We start from the raw sequence: 16,468 nt of genomic DNA on the forward strand, positions 1-16,468 counted from the left end.
GTAAAATACGCTCAAAAAATTGCCTGCTACTCGTCTTGATCGACAAAATAACTCAAGTGCCAATCTAACTCGTCCTCATCAAGAGGGTAATCTTTACCGTCTTTAGCGCTTAACAACTGTGTTTTCGGCACCAGAGCGAAACGAGTTTGTAGGTAATATGCAGTCCGCATCGATAATTTAGCGCGCCAAGATAACGCCGTCACAGCGCGTCCGCTTTTAGAATGGATAATTTTCCTGATTGTTGTCGCGGGTAAATCAGCAATAACTGCCAAGCACTGGATAACAAACTCCCGGTGGTTATCGTCAACTTCCTTCATGAGGAATTTATCATCAATCAGGCCACGCTCGGCAAAATCAAGGGCTTTGGCAGCTAACTTTTGCTCTTCTTCATCCCCAATATCTTCTTCTTCCAGGCGATCGCGAACACGGTCCAAAAGCTCTTCAGCTTGATCCTCCTCCAAGTCAGACTGTTCCATCATTGCATGAACAAGTGCTGACGCAACAAACCCCGCAATGCGTTTCATAGCGCGGATTGACAATTGAGGGCGAAGTGCCAGCGGTCGATGAAGGTCATCAACACTTTTTGCTTGATCAATAATCTGGTCGAGCGTTTCCTCCCGAATGTAGGCGCTTTCGTTTGTTAGCAAAGCAGCAATCGCAGGAACATCCAGTGATGCAGCTATGTCACCAGACACATTCTCCGAGAGGTTTTCACGCTTCGCAATCGCCGTTAATGCGCCAGAACTCGCACCCGCAGCAATAATTTCACGAAGATCATCCTCATTCAAAAGCGGCGAATATTCAAGAATTGGTCCGCAGACAATATCAGCAACGTCACGCGCAAGCTTATCAATGATTGACTTCGGCACAATCGTTGATTTTTTTATTTCCTCAGCAATGATTGCCCGTATCTTGGGTAGTTGATCCTGTGCCAACTGTTCCAGAACAACTAAGGATTTGTCAGATAAAATACTTTGTTGATCTTCGTCCAAGGACGGTATCATTCGGCCAATTTTACGTGCAAGTTCACTTCGGACTTCTTCATCAACATCATTCGCCAGGATCGCGTCTGCCTGCACAGGTGTTTGCGGATTATTGGCAATCCTCTTACGGACATCCGCTGATTTATCTTCAGCCAGGTAATATAAAACTTCAGGGCGCGCGTCTTCGCGGGCAGCCAAAGCAAGACGCTCTGTATCACTACCGTTTTTCAGGATTGCCTGTTCGTCATCGGTTGTTAGCACATCCGGTAATTTTTTTTGACCACCAAATATAGATTTTAATTTGCTAAGCATTATCGCTCCCCAGTCGCTGTAGCGGCATAGTCGTTTTCAGGTTTTGCCTGCAATTCATTTGCAAACCCAATATTGCCCTTACCTGTTGTTTTAACATTATAAAGCGCCTCGTCCGCCAAACTGGCCAATTTCTCAAAAGATCGTTCCGTAAGGTTTTTACATGAACATATACCGACAGATGCTGACAATTTAAGGTTTGAATTCCCTAACTTTTTTCTGATCGCAGGCATCACATTTATAAGTTCACGGGCTCGTTGGCTGGCGACATCTTCATTGGCAGCCTCTAGCCATATAATAAATTCATCACCGCCGTATCGCCCAGCAATATCAGCGGGTCTAATCATCGCTTTGATAAACTCTGCAACATATCTGATGGCATCATCACCCGCATGATGACCCAAGGTATCATTCACTTCCTTGAAATTATCCAGATCAACAAACAATAGCACACCGCCTGATGCTGGGTCTTTTATTTGGCTCAGTCTGGCATCCACAGTTTTCTCAAGCGCGCCACGATTAAGCAAACTTGTGAGCGCGTCTTCTGACGAAAGCTTTTGAAGCCTGCCTATCATGGTTGATTTTTCAAATGCGGCCGTCAGAACATTCGTGATCGACTCAACAAGTTCCACTTCCTGTGCTGACCAGGGGCTAATGGTTGTATCGCGCCCTATCACAAAGAAACCGGCTATTTCAGCGCCTCTCCGAACCTGAATAACCAAATATACTTGGTTCTCATGGTTTATCTTTATCAGGTTTTGAGCCGAGCTTTTATTGGCCTCTGATAAAATAGCCTTGGCATCAAGCGGCAAAACATCCTCGCTGTCCGAAGCTCGGGTGACCAAATCCCGCCCGAGTTTCTCAAGTAGCCATACAGAGTCAGCTCGAAGAACCTCCACAAGCGCCTTAGACGCTCGCGTCATCAAGTCTTCAGCTGTTTCAGCAGTGTTTAAAATATTGGTAATACGCTCTTGCACTTTAAAGCGAAGATTCATAGCGCGCATCATACGCTCGCGCCTGACCTGCTGCGTAGTGTCAACCATCGTACCACGAACCGTAATGCTACCGTCATTGTTTCTATAGGGCTGCGAGACAATTTTAACCCAACGACGTTCCTCAGTACCTTGTATTTTCACCTGAACGGCATCAAATGTCTGTTCATTTTTTACTGAAAGCGGGCTTCTCGTTGGTCGTTCAACATCAGACCAAAAAATCTTATCTGCATTTTCACCAATCCAAACATCAGTTTCCACACCAAAAGCTTTAGCCGGTGAAACGAAAAGAATTTCACGATTCTTATCGACTTCAAACGCTAAATCAACCGCGTTATCGAGCAATTCCTTCAGCAAAATTCTACTTTTCAGAAGTGCATCTGTAACTTGATCAGATAAAGTTGTGTCTCGCCCTGTCACATAAACAAGGTCACCTATCTTAACGACAGAAACCCAGAGCTTGATCTGATCATGAAAGGACAATCGGTCTTCTAGCGGTATATTTGTTTCAGCAACTTTTTTAACGAGAACATGCAGACCTTCATGCCCTGCGTTCCAGCCAATCATAAGATTTTCTGCGGACGGCGAAGAATCAACGACTATTCCCTTACTGTTAATGGCAATAACAGCGGCCTTTGACGTATCCAGTTTAGGTCTTTTATTTTTCAGTATATCCAATGTATGTTTGCCAACGTAAAATTTGATAGTTCTGTTCAAAGCATTATTAGGCACTTTAGAACTGGCGCGTTAACAGGGGTTTAAAATATGCCTCTTCAGAAGGATTTTTTATGAGTAATGATCAGATATCAGACAGGCCAGACGATAATAATTTTCAGCATGTAAAAACATGGGTCTTTGATCTGGACAACACCCTATATCCAGCAGAGAACAATCTGTTTTCTCAAGTTGATATCAATATCACAAACTATGTATCCAAATTGCTGGATTTGCCTTTTGATGACGCACGTAAAATTCAGAAAAAATACCTGTTGGAACATGGGACAACTTTAAATGGGTTAATTCATAACCACAGCGTCAACGCAGCACATTACCTAGATAGTGTTCATGACATTGATTTTGCACCAATTGCCCGTGACCTTATTCTTGATCAGGCTCTTCAAAATCTTGAGGGAAGAAAAGTTATTTTCACAAATGCCGATACCCCCTATGCTGAAAAAGTACTGGAACGGATTGGTATTGCCCATCATTTTGACGGGATTTTTGATATCATTGCTGCCGATTTGGCACCCAAGCCCGAAGTATCGACCTATGATCGATTTTTTGATGTTTTTGCCATCGATCCAAAACAATCTGTAATGTTCGAGGATATGGTTCGAAACCTGATCCCTGCAAAACAGGCGGGTATGGGAACCGTTTGGGTAAATACAGGAAGCCCATGGGGCGAGGCAGATTATGATGCATCCGTTATCAATGTGGAAACAAAACAATTAACGCCGTGGCTTGACGAATTTGTGAACCAAACGGCAAACCGCTAATTGACTCAGCATCATTAAACGCTATTTTCAGGCCAACTTTAATCCCGACCATTTAAGTATGGTTTTACAAAATAGAGAAACCCGATGAATCAAAGCGAACTCGCCACAATTATCGACACAGCATTTGATAACCGTGACACCATCAATGCCCAAACCACCGGTGAAGTGCGGGACGCGGTAGATGCTGCACTTTTGATGCTTGACCGAGGGGAAGCGCGTGTTGCAGCCAAGTCTGAAAATGGCTGGGAAGTTCACCAATGGCTGAAGAAGGCAGTATTACTTTCATTCCGCCTGAATGACATGGAAATGATCGCTGGTGGCCCCGGTGAAAACACTGCCTGGTGGGATAAGGTACCAAGTAAGTTTGAAGGCTGGAGTGCACAGGATTTCTCACGCGCTGGTTTTCGCGCGGTACCAGGCGCTATTGTTCGCAGATCAGCGCATATTGCAAAGGGTGCGGTTCTGATGCCGTCTTTTGTGAACCTTGGTGCATATGTAGGCGAAGGCACCATGGTTGATACGTGGGCAACAGTTGGTAGTTGTGCACAAATCGGCGCAAATGTTCACATTTCCGGTGGTGCAGGCATTGGCGGTGTACTAGAGCCATTACAAGCTGGTCCGGTGATCATCGAAGATAATTGCTTTATCGGTGCACGTAGCGAAGTTGCAGAAGGTGTCGTAGTCGAAGAAGGCTCTGTTCTTTCAATGGGTGTTTACCTCGGCGCTTCCACCAAGATTGTAGACCGTGAAACTGGCGAGATTTTCATTGGTCGTGTACCAGCATACAGCGTCGTGGTACCGGGTACCCTTCCAGGCAAGAAAATGGCTGACGGCAGTGAAGGCCCGGGTCTTTACTGTGCTGTGATCGTGAAACGCGTTGATGAACGCACACGCTCTAAAACTTCCATCAATGATCTCTTGAGAGACTAATTTTATGACCAATTCACGTATCGTCCATGATCCTGTAGAACTATCGCGTGCTCTTATTCGCTTTGAGAGCATCACACCTGATCAGGGCGATACACTGGATTATTTATCCAGTTTATTAGAGCCAATGGGCTTTACCTGCCATAAATTAGTGTTTGAAGAAGAAGGCACAGAGCCTGTCGCTAACCTTTATGCCAGGCGTGGCACCTCAAGCCCAAACTTCTGCTTCGCGGGGCATACTGATGTTGTTCCTGTTGGTGCACAGGGGCTCTGGAGCGCTGATCCATTTGCCGCTGAAATCAGAGACGGTCAATTATATGGCCGCGGCGCTTCAGACATGAAATCCGCTATCGCGGCCTTTGTATCTGCAATAGCACATACACTGGATGCCGCAGACACCGTCAACGGGTCAATATCGCTTTTAATTACAGGCGATGAAGAAGGCCCTGCGATCAATGGCACCACCAAAGTTCTTGATTGGATGCGCGAACGCGGGGAAAAGATCGATTATTGTCTCGTAGGCGAACCAACAAACCCTCATGAAATGGGGGACATGATTAAAATTGGTCGCCGCGGCAGTATGCATGGTTATGTTACCTGCACTGGTACACAAGGGCATGTTGCTTATCCGCATATGGCACATAACCCGATCCCTGATCTCGTTAAAGTACTCGCAGAATTAAATAAAGAACCACTCGATAATGGTAACGAACATTTCCAGCCTTCCAATCTGGAAATTGTCGATATGCATGTTGGGAATGAGAGCCACAATATTATCCCGGCCGAAGCAAAAGCACGGTTTAATATTCGCTTCAATAATGAGTTTAGTCCCGAAAGCCTTCAGCAAGAACTGATTAGCCGGATGGACCGCGCGAATGTTCCCTATGATATTCATTGGTGGGTATCTGGTGATAGTTTCCTGACACCAATTTGTGCTCTATCTGATGCGGTATCAAAGGCAGTTGAAGCCCATACAGGACGCAAACCCGAACTATCGACAACAGGCGGTACATCCGATGCCCGGTTTATTAAAAACATGTGCCCTGTGGTTGAATTTGGCCTTGTAGGTGCCACCATGCATAAGGTCGACGAACATGTCGCGGTTAGTGATATTCAAATGCTGACCAACATTTACAAAGACATTATCAAAGACTTGGCAAGTTAAGATAAGTTATGTGAGATAACTGCTAAGTTAATATATTTCATAGAGTAATTCAATTTTAGGTTTCTAAAAGTCGTCATTCGGTGTATAGTCGCGGTAGTGTAGAGTATAGCGTCTGGGGACTTTTATCGTGCCAGAAGACACAAAGACTTATGAAATATGGCAAGATATCCATGGCAAAAATCAAATATGCCTTGGCTCGGTACCCGCACATTCAATCATAACAACCTTTCTGGATTTACACAGCCTTGTAATCATGGGTGAAATCACCTGCTGCGGCTCTGATATGCCAGATTATCTCAAAGATGCCTTTATCAACAGGCAGTATCTTAACCTTAAAATCTCAGATCATGAACATACATACCGCGGACGCTTTTACCTAAGCAGTTATGATAGTTTTTCAAACCACTGTGTTTTCCGCTCAACTGGCGAAGTGGTTTATGAAATCGCTGAAAATATAGGGCAAAACCATAATAGTTGCGCGTGAACGAACGGAACCTTATCGAATTTGATCGATATTTTTTTCCCAGTTTGCACCGTCAAATTCCTTAACCTTCACAGTATCAAAAGTAGTCTGGTCCAAAACATTCAGGTTTACAGACCAACCATGCGGGTGACTACGGGGTTTATAGAACGGTTTTACACCACATTTTTTACAAAACAGGTGCCGCGCGGTTTTCGTGTTGAAACGATATTCCGTAATGGCATCAGTACCTTCAAGCAATTGAAAATCTGCTTCGTCAACGATCAGATGAAGGTGCCCTGTCATGCTGCAAATACTGCATGAACACCTTAAAACCTCAATATCCTTTGGGGCCTGAACCTCAAGCTTAACAGCGCCGCAGTGGCACCCCCCTTTATGAGTAATTTTAGTGTCCATACCCGCTTCCTACGTTACATCCCCGCGTGCCTTCAGGGCTGCGGCCAGCGTTCCATCATCCAGATAATCCAATTCACCGCCAACAGGGACACCATGGGCAAGCGCCGTTACTTTTATATCAAAATCGCTAAGTCGTTCCGCAAGATAATGGCTTGTTGTTTGCCCGTCTACCGTCGCGTTCAATGCCAGGATAACCTCTTTCACCCCGCCCGAAGCCGCACGCGCAACCAGGTTATCGATATTAAGATCATCAGGACCAATTCCATCAAGTGCGGACAAAGTCCCGCCCAGTACATGATAAAGACCGCGATATGTTTCCGAGCGATCAAGTGCCCAAAGGTCAGCAACATCCTCAACAACACAAACCGTTGTCTGATCACGCCGTGCATCAATGCAGACATGGCATGGGTCTGATGTATCAATATTGCCACAATTTGTGCAGATACGGATCGAATCCGCAACGTTTCTGAGCGCATCAGAGAGTGGAAGCATCACACTCTCGCGCTTCTTCAAGAGTTGGAGCGTCGACCTACGCGCAGATCGCGGCCCAAGCCCCGGCAATTTTGCAAGCAACTGAATCAAAACATCAATATCGGAACCGTGGGATTTAGGCATTTATCTCTCTTTTGAACATCTATTGCCCGTTTATATGATGGAAGAATGGGGGTCAGTAAATTATCAATCTCTTATATCTTAAAGTTACTATCCTATCATCTCTATTTGGTCGATAGGTATGCATGCGTCAAAACCCTATGATAGTTTTCTTTGCTGAAACCTGGGCACAATTCATGTATTTTTTCTGAAGCATTTTCCCAACCACCAATCTCGTTCCATGCTGAATTAGCTGCATCGTATGACACACTCAATAATTTACTGTATTTATTAGAGGCGCCGTCGATTTCGTACTTTGAATACAAATCGCCCAATGTTTCATACAAATCTATTTCCACGCTTTTCAATATGTTACCCCCAAGCGCATGCCTAACAAACAACAGGTCAAAAACGGCATCATTTATTGGCTTTTTCCTAGCGGTATCAATTAAGACTTCTAGTTCTTTCTCAAATAATTCAGCTTCTTTGGTACATTTTTCATCAGCATGAAAAGCTTGATCTTTATAATTCTGAGCCATCACATACTCATTGTATGGCATGCTTTCAGGTCTAATCTTAGAGTCATTACGGATACCAAAACGAATTACTTTGAATAATAAAATAAATGCTCCACAAAAGAAGAGAGTTATATAAAATTCAAGCAAACTCATAAATCAAAATGGCATTTTAAACCCATCAGGCAGCGGAATGCCTCCCGTCAGGTCTTTCATACGTTCTTGCATCATATCGGCTGCGCGGGCCTTTGCCTGCGTGTGGGCTGCAACGATCAGGTCCTCCAAGACTTCCCTGTCTTCACTTGAAAACAGGCTATCATCGATCGAAAGCGATTTCATATCACCCTTGCCCGACAGCACAACCTTTACAAGGCCAGCACCTGCCACGCCTTCCACTTCCATTTCATCCATCTGCGCCTGCATTTCGCCCATTTTGGACTGCATTTCCTGCGCTTTTTTCATCATCTCTGAAAGGTTTTTCATCTTCCACTCCAAACCGAAACTAATTCGTATCTATAAATATCGTGTTGATTAAAAATCAAAATCGGATGCTTCATCACTTTCTGTGCTGGCATCACTGATTTCCTGGTCATTTGCCATTCCCATCATAAGGTCATCACTGGCATCCATAAATTCTCGGACCGCTAATAATTCAGCCCCTTCAAAGGTTTCCATTAAGGCCTTCACGATAGGTTCCTCAAGCGCTTCATCGCGCATTTTCTTGTCGCGGGCGATTTCCTTATCCCGGATGGTGGTATCGCCGCCTTCTTTCTCGATCGCGATGATCCAATCTTCGCCAGTCCATTCCTTAAGGCATAGTTTAACCCGCATCACCAGATCCTGCGGTGCGCGCTTCGATGGGTTAATCGTTAACTTACCGGGTTGAAAGTCCACCAGCCGCACATGATCCTTCAAGGAAACAGCAAGAACTCCTTCTTTTTCATGCCGAAACATCTCGACCATTTTTTCAAAACTGATTGGCATTGGGTATTTGGCGTGGTCACCCGCATCATTTTGCTTGAATGCAAGGACCTGCGCACCAGATTGCTGGGCGGATACCTGACTGGCTTGGGCCATCGTTGGCTGCATGCCAGCATTATGCGCTGAACCCGTTTGCATTCCTGCTATGCTAGCCTGCGGTGCCATATTACCCGTTTGCGCCATAGCACCTGTTGAACCCGAATTCGGTGCACCAGCACCAGCAGACTGAAGTTTTTTAACAAGATCAGCGGGACTAGGCCCATTCGCAGCATATCCAAGGCGGATTAAAACCATTTCGGCAGCAGCAATCGGGCTCGGTGCGATTCTGACTTCACCCAGTCCTTTTAGGAGCATCTGCCACGCACGTGTGAGGTGCGGCATGCCAAGCTTTTCGGCCATGGCACCGCCCTGTGATTTCTCTGCTTCAGATACCAAGGTATCAACACCCGTATCAGGGGTTACCTTGAGGCGTGTTAGCCAATGCGCGACCTCAAGCAAATCATTAATCACCACGCTTGGGTCTGCACCACGGTCGTACTGTGCACGTAGGGTAGTGATTGCAGCCTTGATATCCCCGCTCATAATCTGCTCAAACAGATCAAGGATTTGCGCACGATCCGCAAGGCCGAGCATATCACGAACCTGCCCCTCGGTTACCTTACCGGCGCCGTGGGCAATCGCTTGATCAAGCAGTGACAGGCTATCACGCACAGACCCCTCTGCAGCGCGTGCAATCAGCTTAAGGGCCCCTTCTTCTGCTTCACAGTTTTCGTTAGCAACCAGTTTTGCAAGATGCGCAATCAGGGTTTCAGCTTCCACACGCTTCAGATCAAATCGTTGGCACCGTGAAAGCACAGTCACAGGAAGTTTTCGGATTTCCGTGGTCGCGAAAATGAACTTAACGTGCGCTGGTGGTTCTTCAAGCGTTTTCAAAAGCGCATTAAACGCCGATTTGGATAACATGTGCACTTCGTCAATAATATAAATCTTAAACCGCGCAGATACGGGCGCATAGCGCACACTTTCAATAATTTCGCGGATATCATCAACACCGGTTCTGGAGGCGGCATCCATCTCGAGAACATCAACATGACGCGATTCGGCAATCGAGGTACAATTTTCGCATGTGCCACAGGGGTTAATCGACGGACCATCTGTATTCAGACAATTAAGCGCTTTTGCAATAATCCGGGCTGTTGTTGTTTTGCCGACACCTCTAACGCCCGTCAGGATAAAAGCATGGGCGAGGCGGCCAGTATCAATCGCATTTGAAAGCGTTTGAACCATGGCTTCCTGACCAATAAGGCTATCAAAATCAGCAGGGCGATACTTCCGCGCGAGTACACGGTATTCCTGAGTATTTTGATCTTCTGCCATTTTGTCTTGCTCCCTGAAACCTAGATACATGACTAGCAGGATCAAATGGCTGCGAAAAGACTTTTCACAAAAGAATACTGTTTTATTGAATTCTGGAAGGTGGGAGAACAAAACGACCCAAACCGGACTCGTTACGGCTGCTTCCTCTCGGACCTGACCGGATTGGCGAGGGGCTTGTCCGCCTGCTCTCCCGGACGGGTATATGGCTTTTTTACAAGTATTTTGCAAGTAGAATCATCAAAATATATTTTGAGAAACTATGGTCTTGCTATCGACCCGTAATCACTTAAGCTTCGGGCAGAAAAAATAAGGTAATTTACATGACCAATATCCCATCCCCTGCATTTGCGGAAAACGCCCTTGACCGCGCAGATCACCTAAGAACCGATCCAGAGATTTTTGGTACTCATTTTCGGGCAGAAACCTCTAAATGCTTATTGTTTGCAAGTGGTGAAATATTAGGCGATGAGGTTGGTGATATACATTGGGTTTCGCCGTCGAGCCTTCGGTTCTTGCCTGTGCTAGAGACCATTTTTCTAGGCCTTGAAAACAGTGAGATGCGCTATGCAGCAAGTTTGAACGGTGCCCCCGATGATTTTGACGGCATGTTTGAAGGCGGCAAGTTCCGTGATGTCCGGGCAACCGCAATGAAATTAACTGCCCTCGCTCACGGAACCAACAAGCAATCGCACCCATCACTTGGTATCATAGCACAAGCAAAATCAATGCTGTCCTGGCATGAAAGCCATGGATTTTGCGCCAAATGTGGAACAAAAACAGAAATAGTTAAAGCCGGGTATGAACGTAAGTGCCCGGCATGTGACACCAGTCACTTCCCTCGAACTGACCCTGTGGTCATTATGTTGATCACCGATGGTGACCGCGTTCTTATGGGGCGCGGTCCGCACTTCCCACCAGGGTTTTTCTCTGCACTTGCGGGGTTCATGGAGCCTGGTGAGACAATCGAAGCCGCAGTTGCGCGTGAAAGCTTTGAAGAAGCCAGTATTGAAACTGGCGATGTGCATTATATAACCAGCCAGCCTTGGCCCTGGCCTTCGAGTTTGATGATTGGGTGTATTGCGGAAGCAAAAACAACGGATATCAAAATCAATGACGGTGAGCTTGAAGATGTTAAATGGTTTCATAGAGACGAGATTTTGAAATCTCGTTCCGGAGAAAATTTTGATTTGATGTTACCGCCGGAAATCGCCATTGCCCGAACCCTTATCGAACAATGGCTTATTAATTCACCCTAAGCGGCAAAACCATTCATTGCGGTTGCCATCGTAATGTCCTTGAGGGTTACACCGTCTTCATCATGGGTTGTCATCGTGACCTCAACCTTGTTGTAGACATTGAACCACTCAGGGTGATGGTCCATTTTTTCTGCAAGAAGTGCGGCCCTGTTCATAAACCCCCAAGCTTCAGAAAAGTTCTTAAAGAGAAATGTTTTTTTAATCGCTTTATCTTCAGCAACATATTCCCAACCCTTGAGCGTACTCAAGGCATCATTTATTTCTTGTTCTGTGAACTGATTACTCATGGATTTTCCTTTATTACTGCTTAACCTGATCCCCAGCGGGCTTAATCTCGCATTATAATTTCATCAACAAGGTCTGGCAATAAATCCCCGGCCTTGCCGTGCCTGCATTCCGTGAACAAACTGGCTCCTTCACTTGGCTCCAGATTGACCTCGATGGTATGCGCATTCCCCAATCTCATGACTTCACTAACAAACCCGGCAGCAGGATAAACATTACCACTTGTGCCGATCGATATGAATAGATCACAACTCCTTAACAATCCATATATTTCATCCATAAAAAACGGCATTTCACCGAACCAGACAATATGGGGGCGAAGTGCGTTTTGGTCACAAGCAGGGCACGGTGTATCTATGAAACAATCTGTTTCCCAATCATGTACTGTCAAACAAACATTGCAGCGCAGTTTTGAAAGTTCACCGTGCATATGAATGACATTTTGGGACCCAGCGCGCTCATGAAGATTATCAACATTTTGAGTAACAATTGTGCACCCACCATCCAATTCAGCCTCTAGCTTCGCGAGGGCGAAATGCGCTGGATTGGGGTCGACATTTGGTAACTGCGCACGGCGCATATTATAAAAATTATGAACAAGTACTGGATCGGCTGCAAATGCCTCTGGGGTTGCAACCTCTTCAATTCTATGATTTTCCCATAGCCCCCCATTATCGCGAAATGTCGCGACGCCCGATTCCGCTGAGATACCTGCACCTGTTAGAATGACTATATTTCGATATTGCTGCATGGGTTCAACTTATCTATTGAGAGATTTTCCATTTTGGTTTTCATTTCCTCTAAGGTACTTCTTATTTTGGAAATCACAAGCGGGAGCATCGGGTGATCAAGGTACTATTTGTTTGTATGGGGAATATTTGTCGTTCACCGATGGCTGAAGGGGCCTTTAGAAAAGCTGTTACTGATGCAGGCCTATCAAATCAATTTCACATCGATAGTGCAGGCACAATTGGTTATCATGCAGGGTCGCCGCCAGACCCGCGTGCGCAGGAAACTGCGCGTAAAAACGGTATTGATATTTCTGGGCAGCGCTCCCGCAAGGTAACAACATCAGACTTTGAAGAGTTTGATTATATCCTCGCGATGGATAATGAAAACATGCGCGACTTAAAATCACGCCGTGCCGGTGGCAAGGCAGCACTTAGCTTGTTTTTAAGTCACGCCAAAAACATTCCAATCAATGAAATGCCAGACCCATATTATGGGCACCACAGTCAATTTGACCAATGCTACGCCGCAGCTGTGGATGCTTCAAACGCGTTATTACAAACGATCATTGATGCAAAACTGAAATCATAAAACAGGAAGAATTATGGCTGGTACATTTGCAAAAAACCTTGAAAAAGCACTTGGGTCTCGTCCTGTTAAGTCTCGTTTTCTTGACGGCGGTGACATCGCAGACGTATCAAAAATTACGCTAGAAGATGGCAGGGAAATAGTTGCAAAACGCCCACGCATGGATCAACCAGACACGACCAGAACCGAAGCCGCCATGTTAACACACCTTAGGGCGGTATCTGGCGTGCCTGTTCCAGCGGTTCTACATCAGGAAGCTGGTCTGCTCGTCATAGAATTCATCGTTAATAACAAAGTTACTGACCCATCTGCTGCTGCAACCAGCGTTGCGGAGAACCTCAGCAAACTCCACATAGCCTCGAATACCAACGCAAAAGAACCCTTTGGCTTTGACACCGATACTTTCATCGGACCGCTTGAACAAAGAAATAGTCAAAGTGCAAACTGGGTCGACTTCTTTGCCCAAAACAGACTATTTGCAATGGGCGATCAAATTGCACGAACGGGGCGAGTTAACAGTGACTTCATGCATAAACTGGATGCCTTGATCAAGAAACTTGCTGACTTTCTACCCACAAATCCGAAATCATCGCTTCTGCACGGCGATGTTTGGCGCGGCAACTTACTTTTTCTAGACAACCAAATCGCAGGTTTTATTGATCCCGCTATTTCTTATGGGCATCATGAAATGGATTTGGCATTTGTTGATCTGATGGGCGGCCTCGATTCTATTTTCTTTGACGCCTATAACCAGTTTATCAAAATCGAAACGGGCTTTCACGAAGAGCGCAAAGCGATCTACCAACTATGGCCGCTATTGGTGCATATTAAACTGTTTGGCGGCGGTTATGTTCGTGATGCGGAGACTATTATGGATCACTTTCTCTAAGTCTACACGGTATTACTTAGAGAAAGCGCTCAAACAAAAGTGATTTATCATCACTTGGTCTTCGCACATATGTCCTTATATTTACAGAAACAGGCCAAATAGCCCACAGCGAGCGAATGATGAAATACAAAAACCCTTTAAGCTTATTAAAGAAGAAAAAAACCTGGGCACTTCTTGTTCCAATGCTCCTTGTTGCCTGCTCAAGCATTTTACCAGATTTTGAAAGTAGTTTTGACAGCAATGATCGCATTGACCGTAAAACTATAAAGGTAAATAGCGGTGTCCGCAATTTTGACCTTAGTTACTTGATCAATGGTAATCCTGAAGGACAAAGGGTTATTTTTGTGCACGGAACACCCGGTGATGCCGCGGGATGGATTGAATATTTATATAACGCACCCAAAGACATGGAGTTCATTTCCATCGACAGACCTGGTTTCGGCAAAACCCGGCCCAAGCGTGCTACCGTATCGCTTGATGAACAAGCAGCAGTATTACTGCCCTTATTAGAAAGCGGAAATGGCAAACCACCAATTTTAGTCGGCCATTCGCTCGGCGGGCCTATTGTAGCAGCAGCCGCGGCCAATTATCCCGATAAGGTTGGAGCTGTTATTCAACTGGCCAGTGCCGTAGACCCCGGTCTTGAGGATGTATTATTCATACAGTATGTGGGAAATACGCCGCCGATTTCATGGTTACTTCCGAAAGCGGCCAGTAATTCAAACAAGGAGCTAATTTGGCTAGAAGGCGAACTGAACTTGCTTTCAACCAAGCTGGACAAAATCGTTCAGCCGGTAACCATCATCCATGCAACAGATGACAGCTTGGTTCCTTACGCAAATGTTCCCTATATGGAAAAAACATTTATCAATGCAGCACCGCTTGAGATTGTAACACTGGAAGGTGTTGATCATTTCCTGCCATGGAACTCACAGCCAACTTTAATGAAGGAAATACGCAAGCTGTCTAATCGCTTAAACGGCATTGAAGATGCGAACGTTTCCGACGAAACACTGAATTGGGATCCTGTAAAAAGAAGCAGCGGCCCACCGCCTGGCGAAGTATTCAAAGAGCTGAAATAGTGTGGCCCTTATTGATTTCAGCTCGACTTTAAGAAACAGGAAAACCACCGAATTGCGCCTCAACAGCGTAATGAGCGCTTTCGCTGGTCAATTGGCTTGAAAATAAAGTAAAATTTGAAACTGTTTCCGGGCTACTGGTCAGGCAATCATTAGTGCTTAGCCAATCACCAATCCTAGCATCAGTGCCGCGTTTAAAACGCGCCAATGTGATATGCGGGGTAAATTTTCGCGTTTCCATATCCAAGCCAATTTGCATCAAAGCATGTGTTATCTTTTCATGTAGGTGCGCAACTGGCCTTTTATTTTCAATGCCGGCCCAAAGCGATTTTGGTTTTTTCGGTTTGCCGAAACACCCAACACCCTTAATGGCCATATCAAATGGTTCAAAGCGAATTTGCGATAAAGTATCCACAATCTCACCCAATTGCTTATTTGGAATCTCGCCGATGAAAGCAAGCGTCAGATGCAGTTGATCATCCCTTTGCCAACGTGCGCCTTCAACCCCGCCCCGAACATGCTCTAAAGCATCTATCATCGATGCTGGTATTTCTAAACCAACGAATAAACGTAGCATAAAACACCCCGAGGCTTATTGAGGCTGACCGATATTAAAGGCCCGCCTCCAGTTGTTCTTTGATCACCGGGCCCATTTTTTCAATGATAATAGCAACACCCTTTACATTGGGATGCAATCCATCATCCTGATTTAAGGCTGGGTCTGCTGCCACACCATCAAGAAAAAAGGGATAGAGCGGCACAGAATATTCCTGTGCTACATCAGGGAAAATAGTATCAAATTTCTGACCATAATCTTTCCCCCAACTTGGTGTAGCGAGCATACCAGCGATTAACGTTGGAATACCACGTTCCTTAAGAACCTTGACCATAGCAAAGATATTCTCGCGGGTAATTTCGGGTGATACACCGCGCAAGGCATCATTTGCACCAAGCTCCAGAATGACCAGATCAGGTTTACCGCCCTTTATTGGGGCAATTGCCCAGTCCATGCGTGAACGACCACCTGTTGATGTATCACCGGAAACACCCGCATTAATAACCTTCACAGGAACTTCCATATTTTCATTCAACCAATTTTGTAATTGATCAGTATATCCTTCACCTGGGCCCAGGCCATACCCTGCTGTCAGGCTGTCACCCAAGGCAACAATCTCAATAGGTTTTTTTTCAGCATTTCCTTGACCCACCGCACCAGCAGCACCAAATGACGCAAATGTGACCCATAATGCAAAAAATATCGTAAAGACTCTGCGATAAATGATTAAGGTACTGTTGTGTTTTAGTGAGTTACGCATAAAAACTCCTACGGGGAACCACTGGGATATAAGCAAATAATAGCTACAGATAACGAGTAAGCACTATAAACGAATTTTCCAACAATAACAGTTTGCATTCAGTTTATAACAAT

19 protein-coding genes and 1 other RNA gene are annotated in these 16,468 nt (G+C 45.4%); 8 read left to right on the forward strand and 12 right to left on the reverse strand.

The window, feature by feature from the left end; genetic code table 11:
* Positions 1-26: 26 nt before the first annotated feature.
* Together KFF44_RS15485 and KFF44_RS15490 are read right to left on the reverse strand one after the other, a co-directional pair.
* Complete coding sequence (locus KFF44_RS15485) at positions 27-1,295, reverse strand: DUF2336 domain-containing protein (protein ID WP_255935889.1); 1,269 nt, start codon at positions 1,293-1,295, stop codon at positions 27-29.
* Complete coding sequence (locus KFF44_RS15490) at positions 1,295-2,962, reverse strand: diguanylate cyclase (protein ID WP_255935894.1); 1,668 nt, start codon at positions 2,960-2,962, stop codon at positions 1,295-1,297. Before KFF44_RS15490 ends, KFF44_RS15485 begins: the two co-directional genes overlap by 1 nt.
* A gap of 110 nt (positions 2,963-3,072) precedes the next feature.
* Here KFF44_RS15490 and KFF44_RS15495 point away from each other — a divergent pair, with 110 nt between their 5' ends.
* The 4 genes from KFF44_RS15495 (at position 3,073) to KFF44_RS15510 (ending at position 6,356) form a co-directional block, all read left to right on the forward strand.
* Positions 3,073-3,780 carry a pyrimidine 5'-nucleotidase gene (locus KFF44_RS15495; RefSeq protein ID WP_255935896.1) on the forward strand — a complete coding sequence of 236 codons (708 nt, stop codon included), beginning with the start codon at positions 3,073-3,075 and terminating at the stop codon, positions 3,778-3,780.
* Between the two features lie 84 nt (positions 3,781-3,864).
* Positions 3,865-4,710 (forward strand): 2,3,4,5-tetrahydropyridine-2,6-dicarboxylate N-succinyltransferase, encoded by an 846-nt coding sequence (gene dapD, locus KFF44_RS15500; protein ID WP_255935897.1) that lies wholly within the window; start codon positions 3,865-3,867, stop codon positions 4,708-4,710.
* A gap of 4 nt (positions 4,711-4,714) precedes the next feature.
* Complete coding sequence (gene dapE / locus KFF44_RS15505; RefSeq protein ID WP_255935900.1) at positions 4,715-5,872, forward strand: succinyl-diaminopimelate desuccinylase; 1,158 nt, start codon at positions 4,715-4,717, stop codon at positions 5,870-5,872.
* A 127-nt stretch (positions 5,873-5,999) separates the two neighbouring features.
* A complete protein-coding gene (locus tag KFF44_RS15510; protein ID WP_255935902.1) occupies positions 6,000-6,356 on the forward strand; it encodes a hypothetical protein in 357 nt (118 codons plus the stop codon).
* A gap of 12 nt (positions 6,357-6,368) precedes the next feature.
* Here the strand turns inward: KFF44_RS15510 and KFF44_RS15515 are convergent, their stop codons facing one another.
* The 6 genes from KFF44_RS15515 to ffs form a co-directional block, all read right to left on the reverse strand.
* A complete protein-coding gene (locus KFF44_RS15515; RefSeq protein WP_255935904.1) occupies positions 6,369-6,749 on the reverse strand; it encodes a GFA family protein in 381 nt (126 codons plus the stop codon).
* Positions 6,750-6,758: 9 nt separating this feature from the next.
* Positions 6,759-7,364, reverse strand: a complete 606-nt coding sequence (gene recR / locus KFF44_RS15520; protein ID WP_255935906.1) for a recombination mediator RecR — start codon at positions 7,362-7,364, stop codon at positions 6,759-6,761.
* A 101-nt stretch (positions 7,365-7,465) separates the two neighbouring features.
* Positions 7,466-8,011 (reverse strand): hypothetical protein, encoded by a 546-nt coding sequence (locus KFF44_RS15525; RefSeq protein WP_255935907.1) that lies wholly within the window; start codon positions 8,009-8,011, stop codon positions 7,466-7,468.
* 3 nt (positions 8,012-8,014) lie between these two features.
* Entirely contained in the window at positions 8,015-8,338 is a 324-nt protein-coding gene (locus tag KFF44_RS15530; RefSeq protein ID WP_255935911.1) for a YbaB/EbfC family nucleoid-associated protein, read from the reverse strand.
* A 48-nt stretch (positions 8,339-8,386) separates the two neighbouring features.
* Positions 8,387-10,213: a DNA polymerase III subunit gamma/tau gene (locus KFF44_RS15535; RefSeq protein ID WP_255935912.1), complete on the reverse strand. Its 1,827-nt coding sequence runs from the start codon at positions 10,211-10,213 to the stop codon at positions 8,387-8,389.
* A gap of 96 nt (positions 10,214-10,309) precedes the next feature.
* Positions 10,310-10,407, reverse strand: an RNA gene (gene ffs, locus KFF44_RS15540) — signal recognition particle sRNA small type.
* A 126-nt stretch (positions 10,408-10,533) separates the two neighbouring features.
* On the opposite strand from ffs, the gene nudC reads away from it, so the two are divergent.
* Positions 10,534-11,469, forward strand: a complete 936-nt coding sequence (gene nudC, locus KFF44_RS15545; RefSeq protein ID WP_255935913.1) for an NAD(+) diphosphatase — start codon at positions 10,534-10,536, stop codon at positions 11,467-11,469.
* Here the strand turns inward: nudC and KFF44_RS15550 are convergent.
* Complete coding sequence (locus KFF44_RS15550) at positions 11,466-11,756, reverse strand: 4a-hydroxytetrahydrobiopterin dehydratase (protein ID WP_255935914.1); 291 nt, start codon at positions 11,754-11,756, stop codon at positions 11,466-11,468. The genes nudC and KFF44_RS15550 overlap by 4 nt on opposite strands.
* A 41-nt stretch (positions 11,757-11,797) precedes the next feature.
* The gene (locus KFF44_RS15555; RefSeq protein WP_255935916.1) at positions 11,798-12,505 is read right to left on the reverse strand and encodes an NAD-dependent deacylase; all 708 of its coding nucleotides are present in this window, start codon (positions 12,503-12,505) and stop codon (positions 11,798-11,800) included.
* A gap of 92 nt (positions 12,506-12,597) precedes the next feature.
* On the opposite strand from KFF44_RS15555, the gene KFF44_RS15560 reads away from it, so the two are divergent.
* The 3 genes from KFF44_RS15560 to KFF44_RS15570 all read left to right on the forward strand — a co-directional run bounded on the left by KFF44_RS15560 (position 12,598) and on the right by KFF44_RS15570 (position 15,042).
* Complete coding sequence (locus KFF44_RS15560) at positions 12,598-13,074, forward strand: low molecular weight protein-tyrosine-phosphatase (protein ID WP_255935917.1); 477 nt, start codon at positions 12,598-12,600, stop codon at positions 13,072-13,074.
* A gap of 13 nt (positions 13,075-13,087) precedes the next feature.
* Positions 13,088-13,960 (forward strand): fructosamine kinase family protein, encoded by an 873-nt coding sequence (locus tag KFF44_RS15565; protein ID WP_255935919.1) that lies wholly within the window; start codon positions 13,088-13,090, stop codon positions 13,958-13,960.
* Between the two features lie 116 nt (positions 13,961-14,076).
* Positions 14,077-15,042 carry an alpha/beta fold hydrolase gene (locus KFF44_RS15570; protein ID WP_255935921.1) on the forward strand — a complete coding sequence of 322 codons (966 nt, stop codon included), beginning with the start codon at positions 14,077-14,079 and terminating at the stop codon, positions 15,040-15,042.
* 28 nt (positions 15,043-15,070) lie between these two features.
* On the opposite strand, the gene thpR is transcribed toward KFF44_RS15570, so the two are convergent.
* Together thpR and KFF44_RS15580 are read right to left on the reverse strand one after the other, a co-directional pair.
* Positions 15,071-15,616, reverse strand: coding sequence for an RNA 2',3'-cyclic phosphodiesterase (thpR, locus tag KFF44_RS15575; RefSeq protein ID WP_255935923.1), 546 nt, complete (start codon positions 15,614-15,616; stop codon positions 15,071-15,073).
* Positions 15,617-15,650: 34 nt separating this feature from the next.
* Entirely contained in the window at positions 15,651-16,355 is a 705-nt protein-coding gene (locus KFF44_RS15580) for an arylesterase (RefSeq protein WP_255935924.1), read from the reverse strand.
* Positions 16,356-16,468 lie beyond the last annotated feature (113 nt).

It is taken from the genome of Kordiimonas sp. SCSIO 12610, assembly GCF_024398015.1.
GTDB lineage: Bacteria > Pseudomonadota > Alphaproteobacteria > Sphingomonadales > Kordiimonadaceae > CANLMI01.

Bases quoted from the DNA above. Each gene is read 5' to 3' on its own strand.
- KFF44_RS15485 (WP_255935889.1), bottom strand. From the start codon at position 1,295: ATGCTTAGCAAATTAAAATCTATATTTGGTGGTCAAAAAAAATTACCG.
- KFF44_RS15495 (WP_255935896.1), top strand. From the start codon at position 3,073: ATGAGTAATGATCAGATATCAGACAGGCCAGACGATAATAATTTTCAG.
- dapD (WP_255935897.1), top strand. From the start codon at position 3,865: ATGAATCAAAGCGAACTCGCCACAATTATCGACACAGCATTTGATAAC.
- dapE (WP_255935900.1), top strand. From the start codon at position 4,715: ATGACCAATTCACGTATCGTCCATGATCCTGTAGAACTATCGCGTGCT.
- KFF44_RS15515 (WP_255935904.1), bottom strand. From the start codon at position 6,749: ATGGACACTAAAATTACTCATAAAGGGGGGTGCCACTGCGGCGCTGTT.
- recR (WP_255935906.1), bottom strand. From the start codon at position 7,364: ATGCCTAAATCCCACGGTTCCGATATTGATGTTTTGATTCAGTTGCTT.
- KFF44_RS15525 (WP_255935907.1), bottom strand. From the start codon at position 8,011: ATGAGTTTGCTTGAATTTTATATAACTCTCTTCTTTTGTGGAGCATTT.
- KFF44_RS15530 (WP_255935911.1), bottom strand. From the start codon at position 8,338: ATGAAAAACCTTTCAGAGATGATGAAAAAAGCGCAGGAAATGCAGTCC.
- KFF44_RS15535 (WP_255935912.1), bottom strand. From the start codon at position 10,213: ATGGCAGAAGATCAAAATACTCAGGAATACCGTGTACTCGCGCGGAAG.
- nudC (WP_255935913.1), top strand. From the start codon at position 10,534: ATGACCAATATCCCATCCCCTGCATTTGCGGAAAACGCCCTTGACCGC.
- KFF44_RS15550 (WP_255935914.1), bottom strand. From the start codon at position 11,756: ATGAGTAATCAGTTCACAGAACAAGAAATAAATGATGCCTTGAGTACG.
- KFF44_RS15555 (WP_255935916.1), bottom strand. From the start codon at position 12,505: ATGCAGCAATATCGAAATATAGTCATTCTAACAGGTGCAGGTATCTCA.
- KFF44_RS15565 (WP_255935919.1), top strand. From the start codon at position 13,088: ATGGCTGGTACATTTGCAAAAAACCTTGAAAAAGCACTTGGGTCTCGT.
- KFF44_RS15570 (WP_255935921.1), top strand. From the start codon at position 14,077: ATGATGAAATACAAAAACCCTTTAAGCTTATTAAAGAAGAAAAAAACC.
- thpR (WP_255935923.1), bottom strand. From the start codon at position 15,616: ATGCTACGTTTATTCGTTGGTTTAGAAATACCAGCATCGATGATAGAT.
- KFF44_RS15580 (WP_255935924.1), bottom strand. From the start codon at position 16,355: ATGCGTAACTCACTAAAACACAACAGTACCTTAATCATTTATCGCAGA.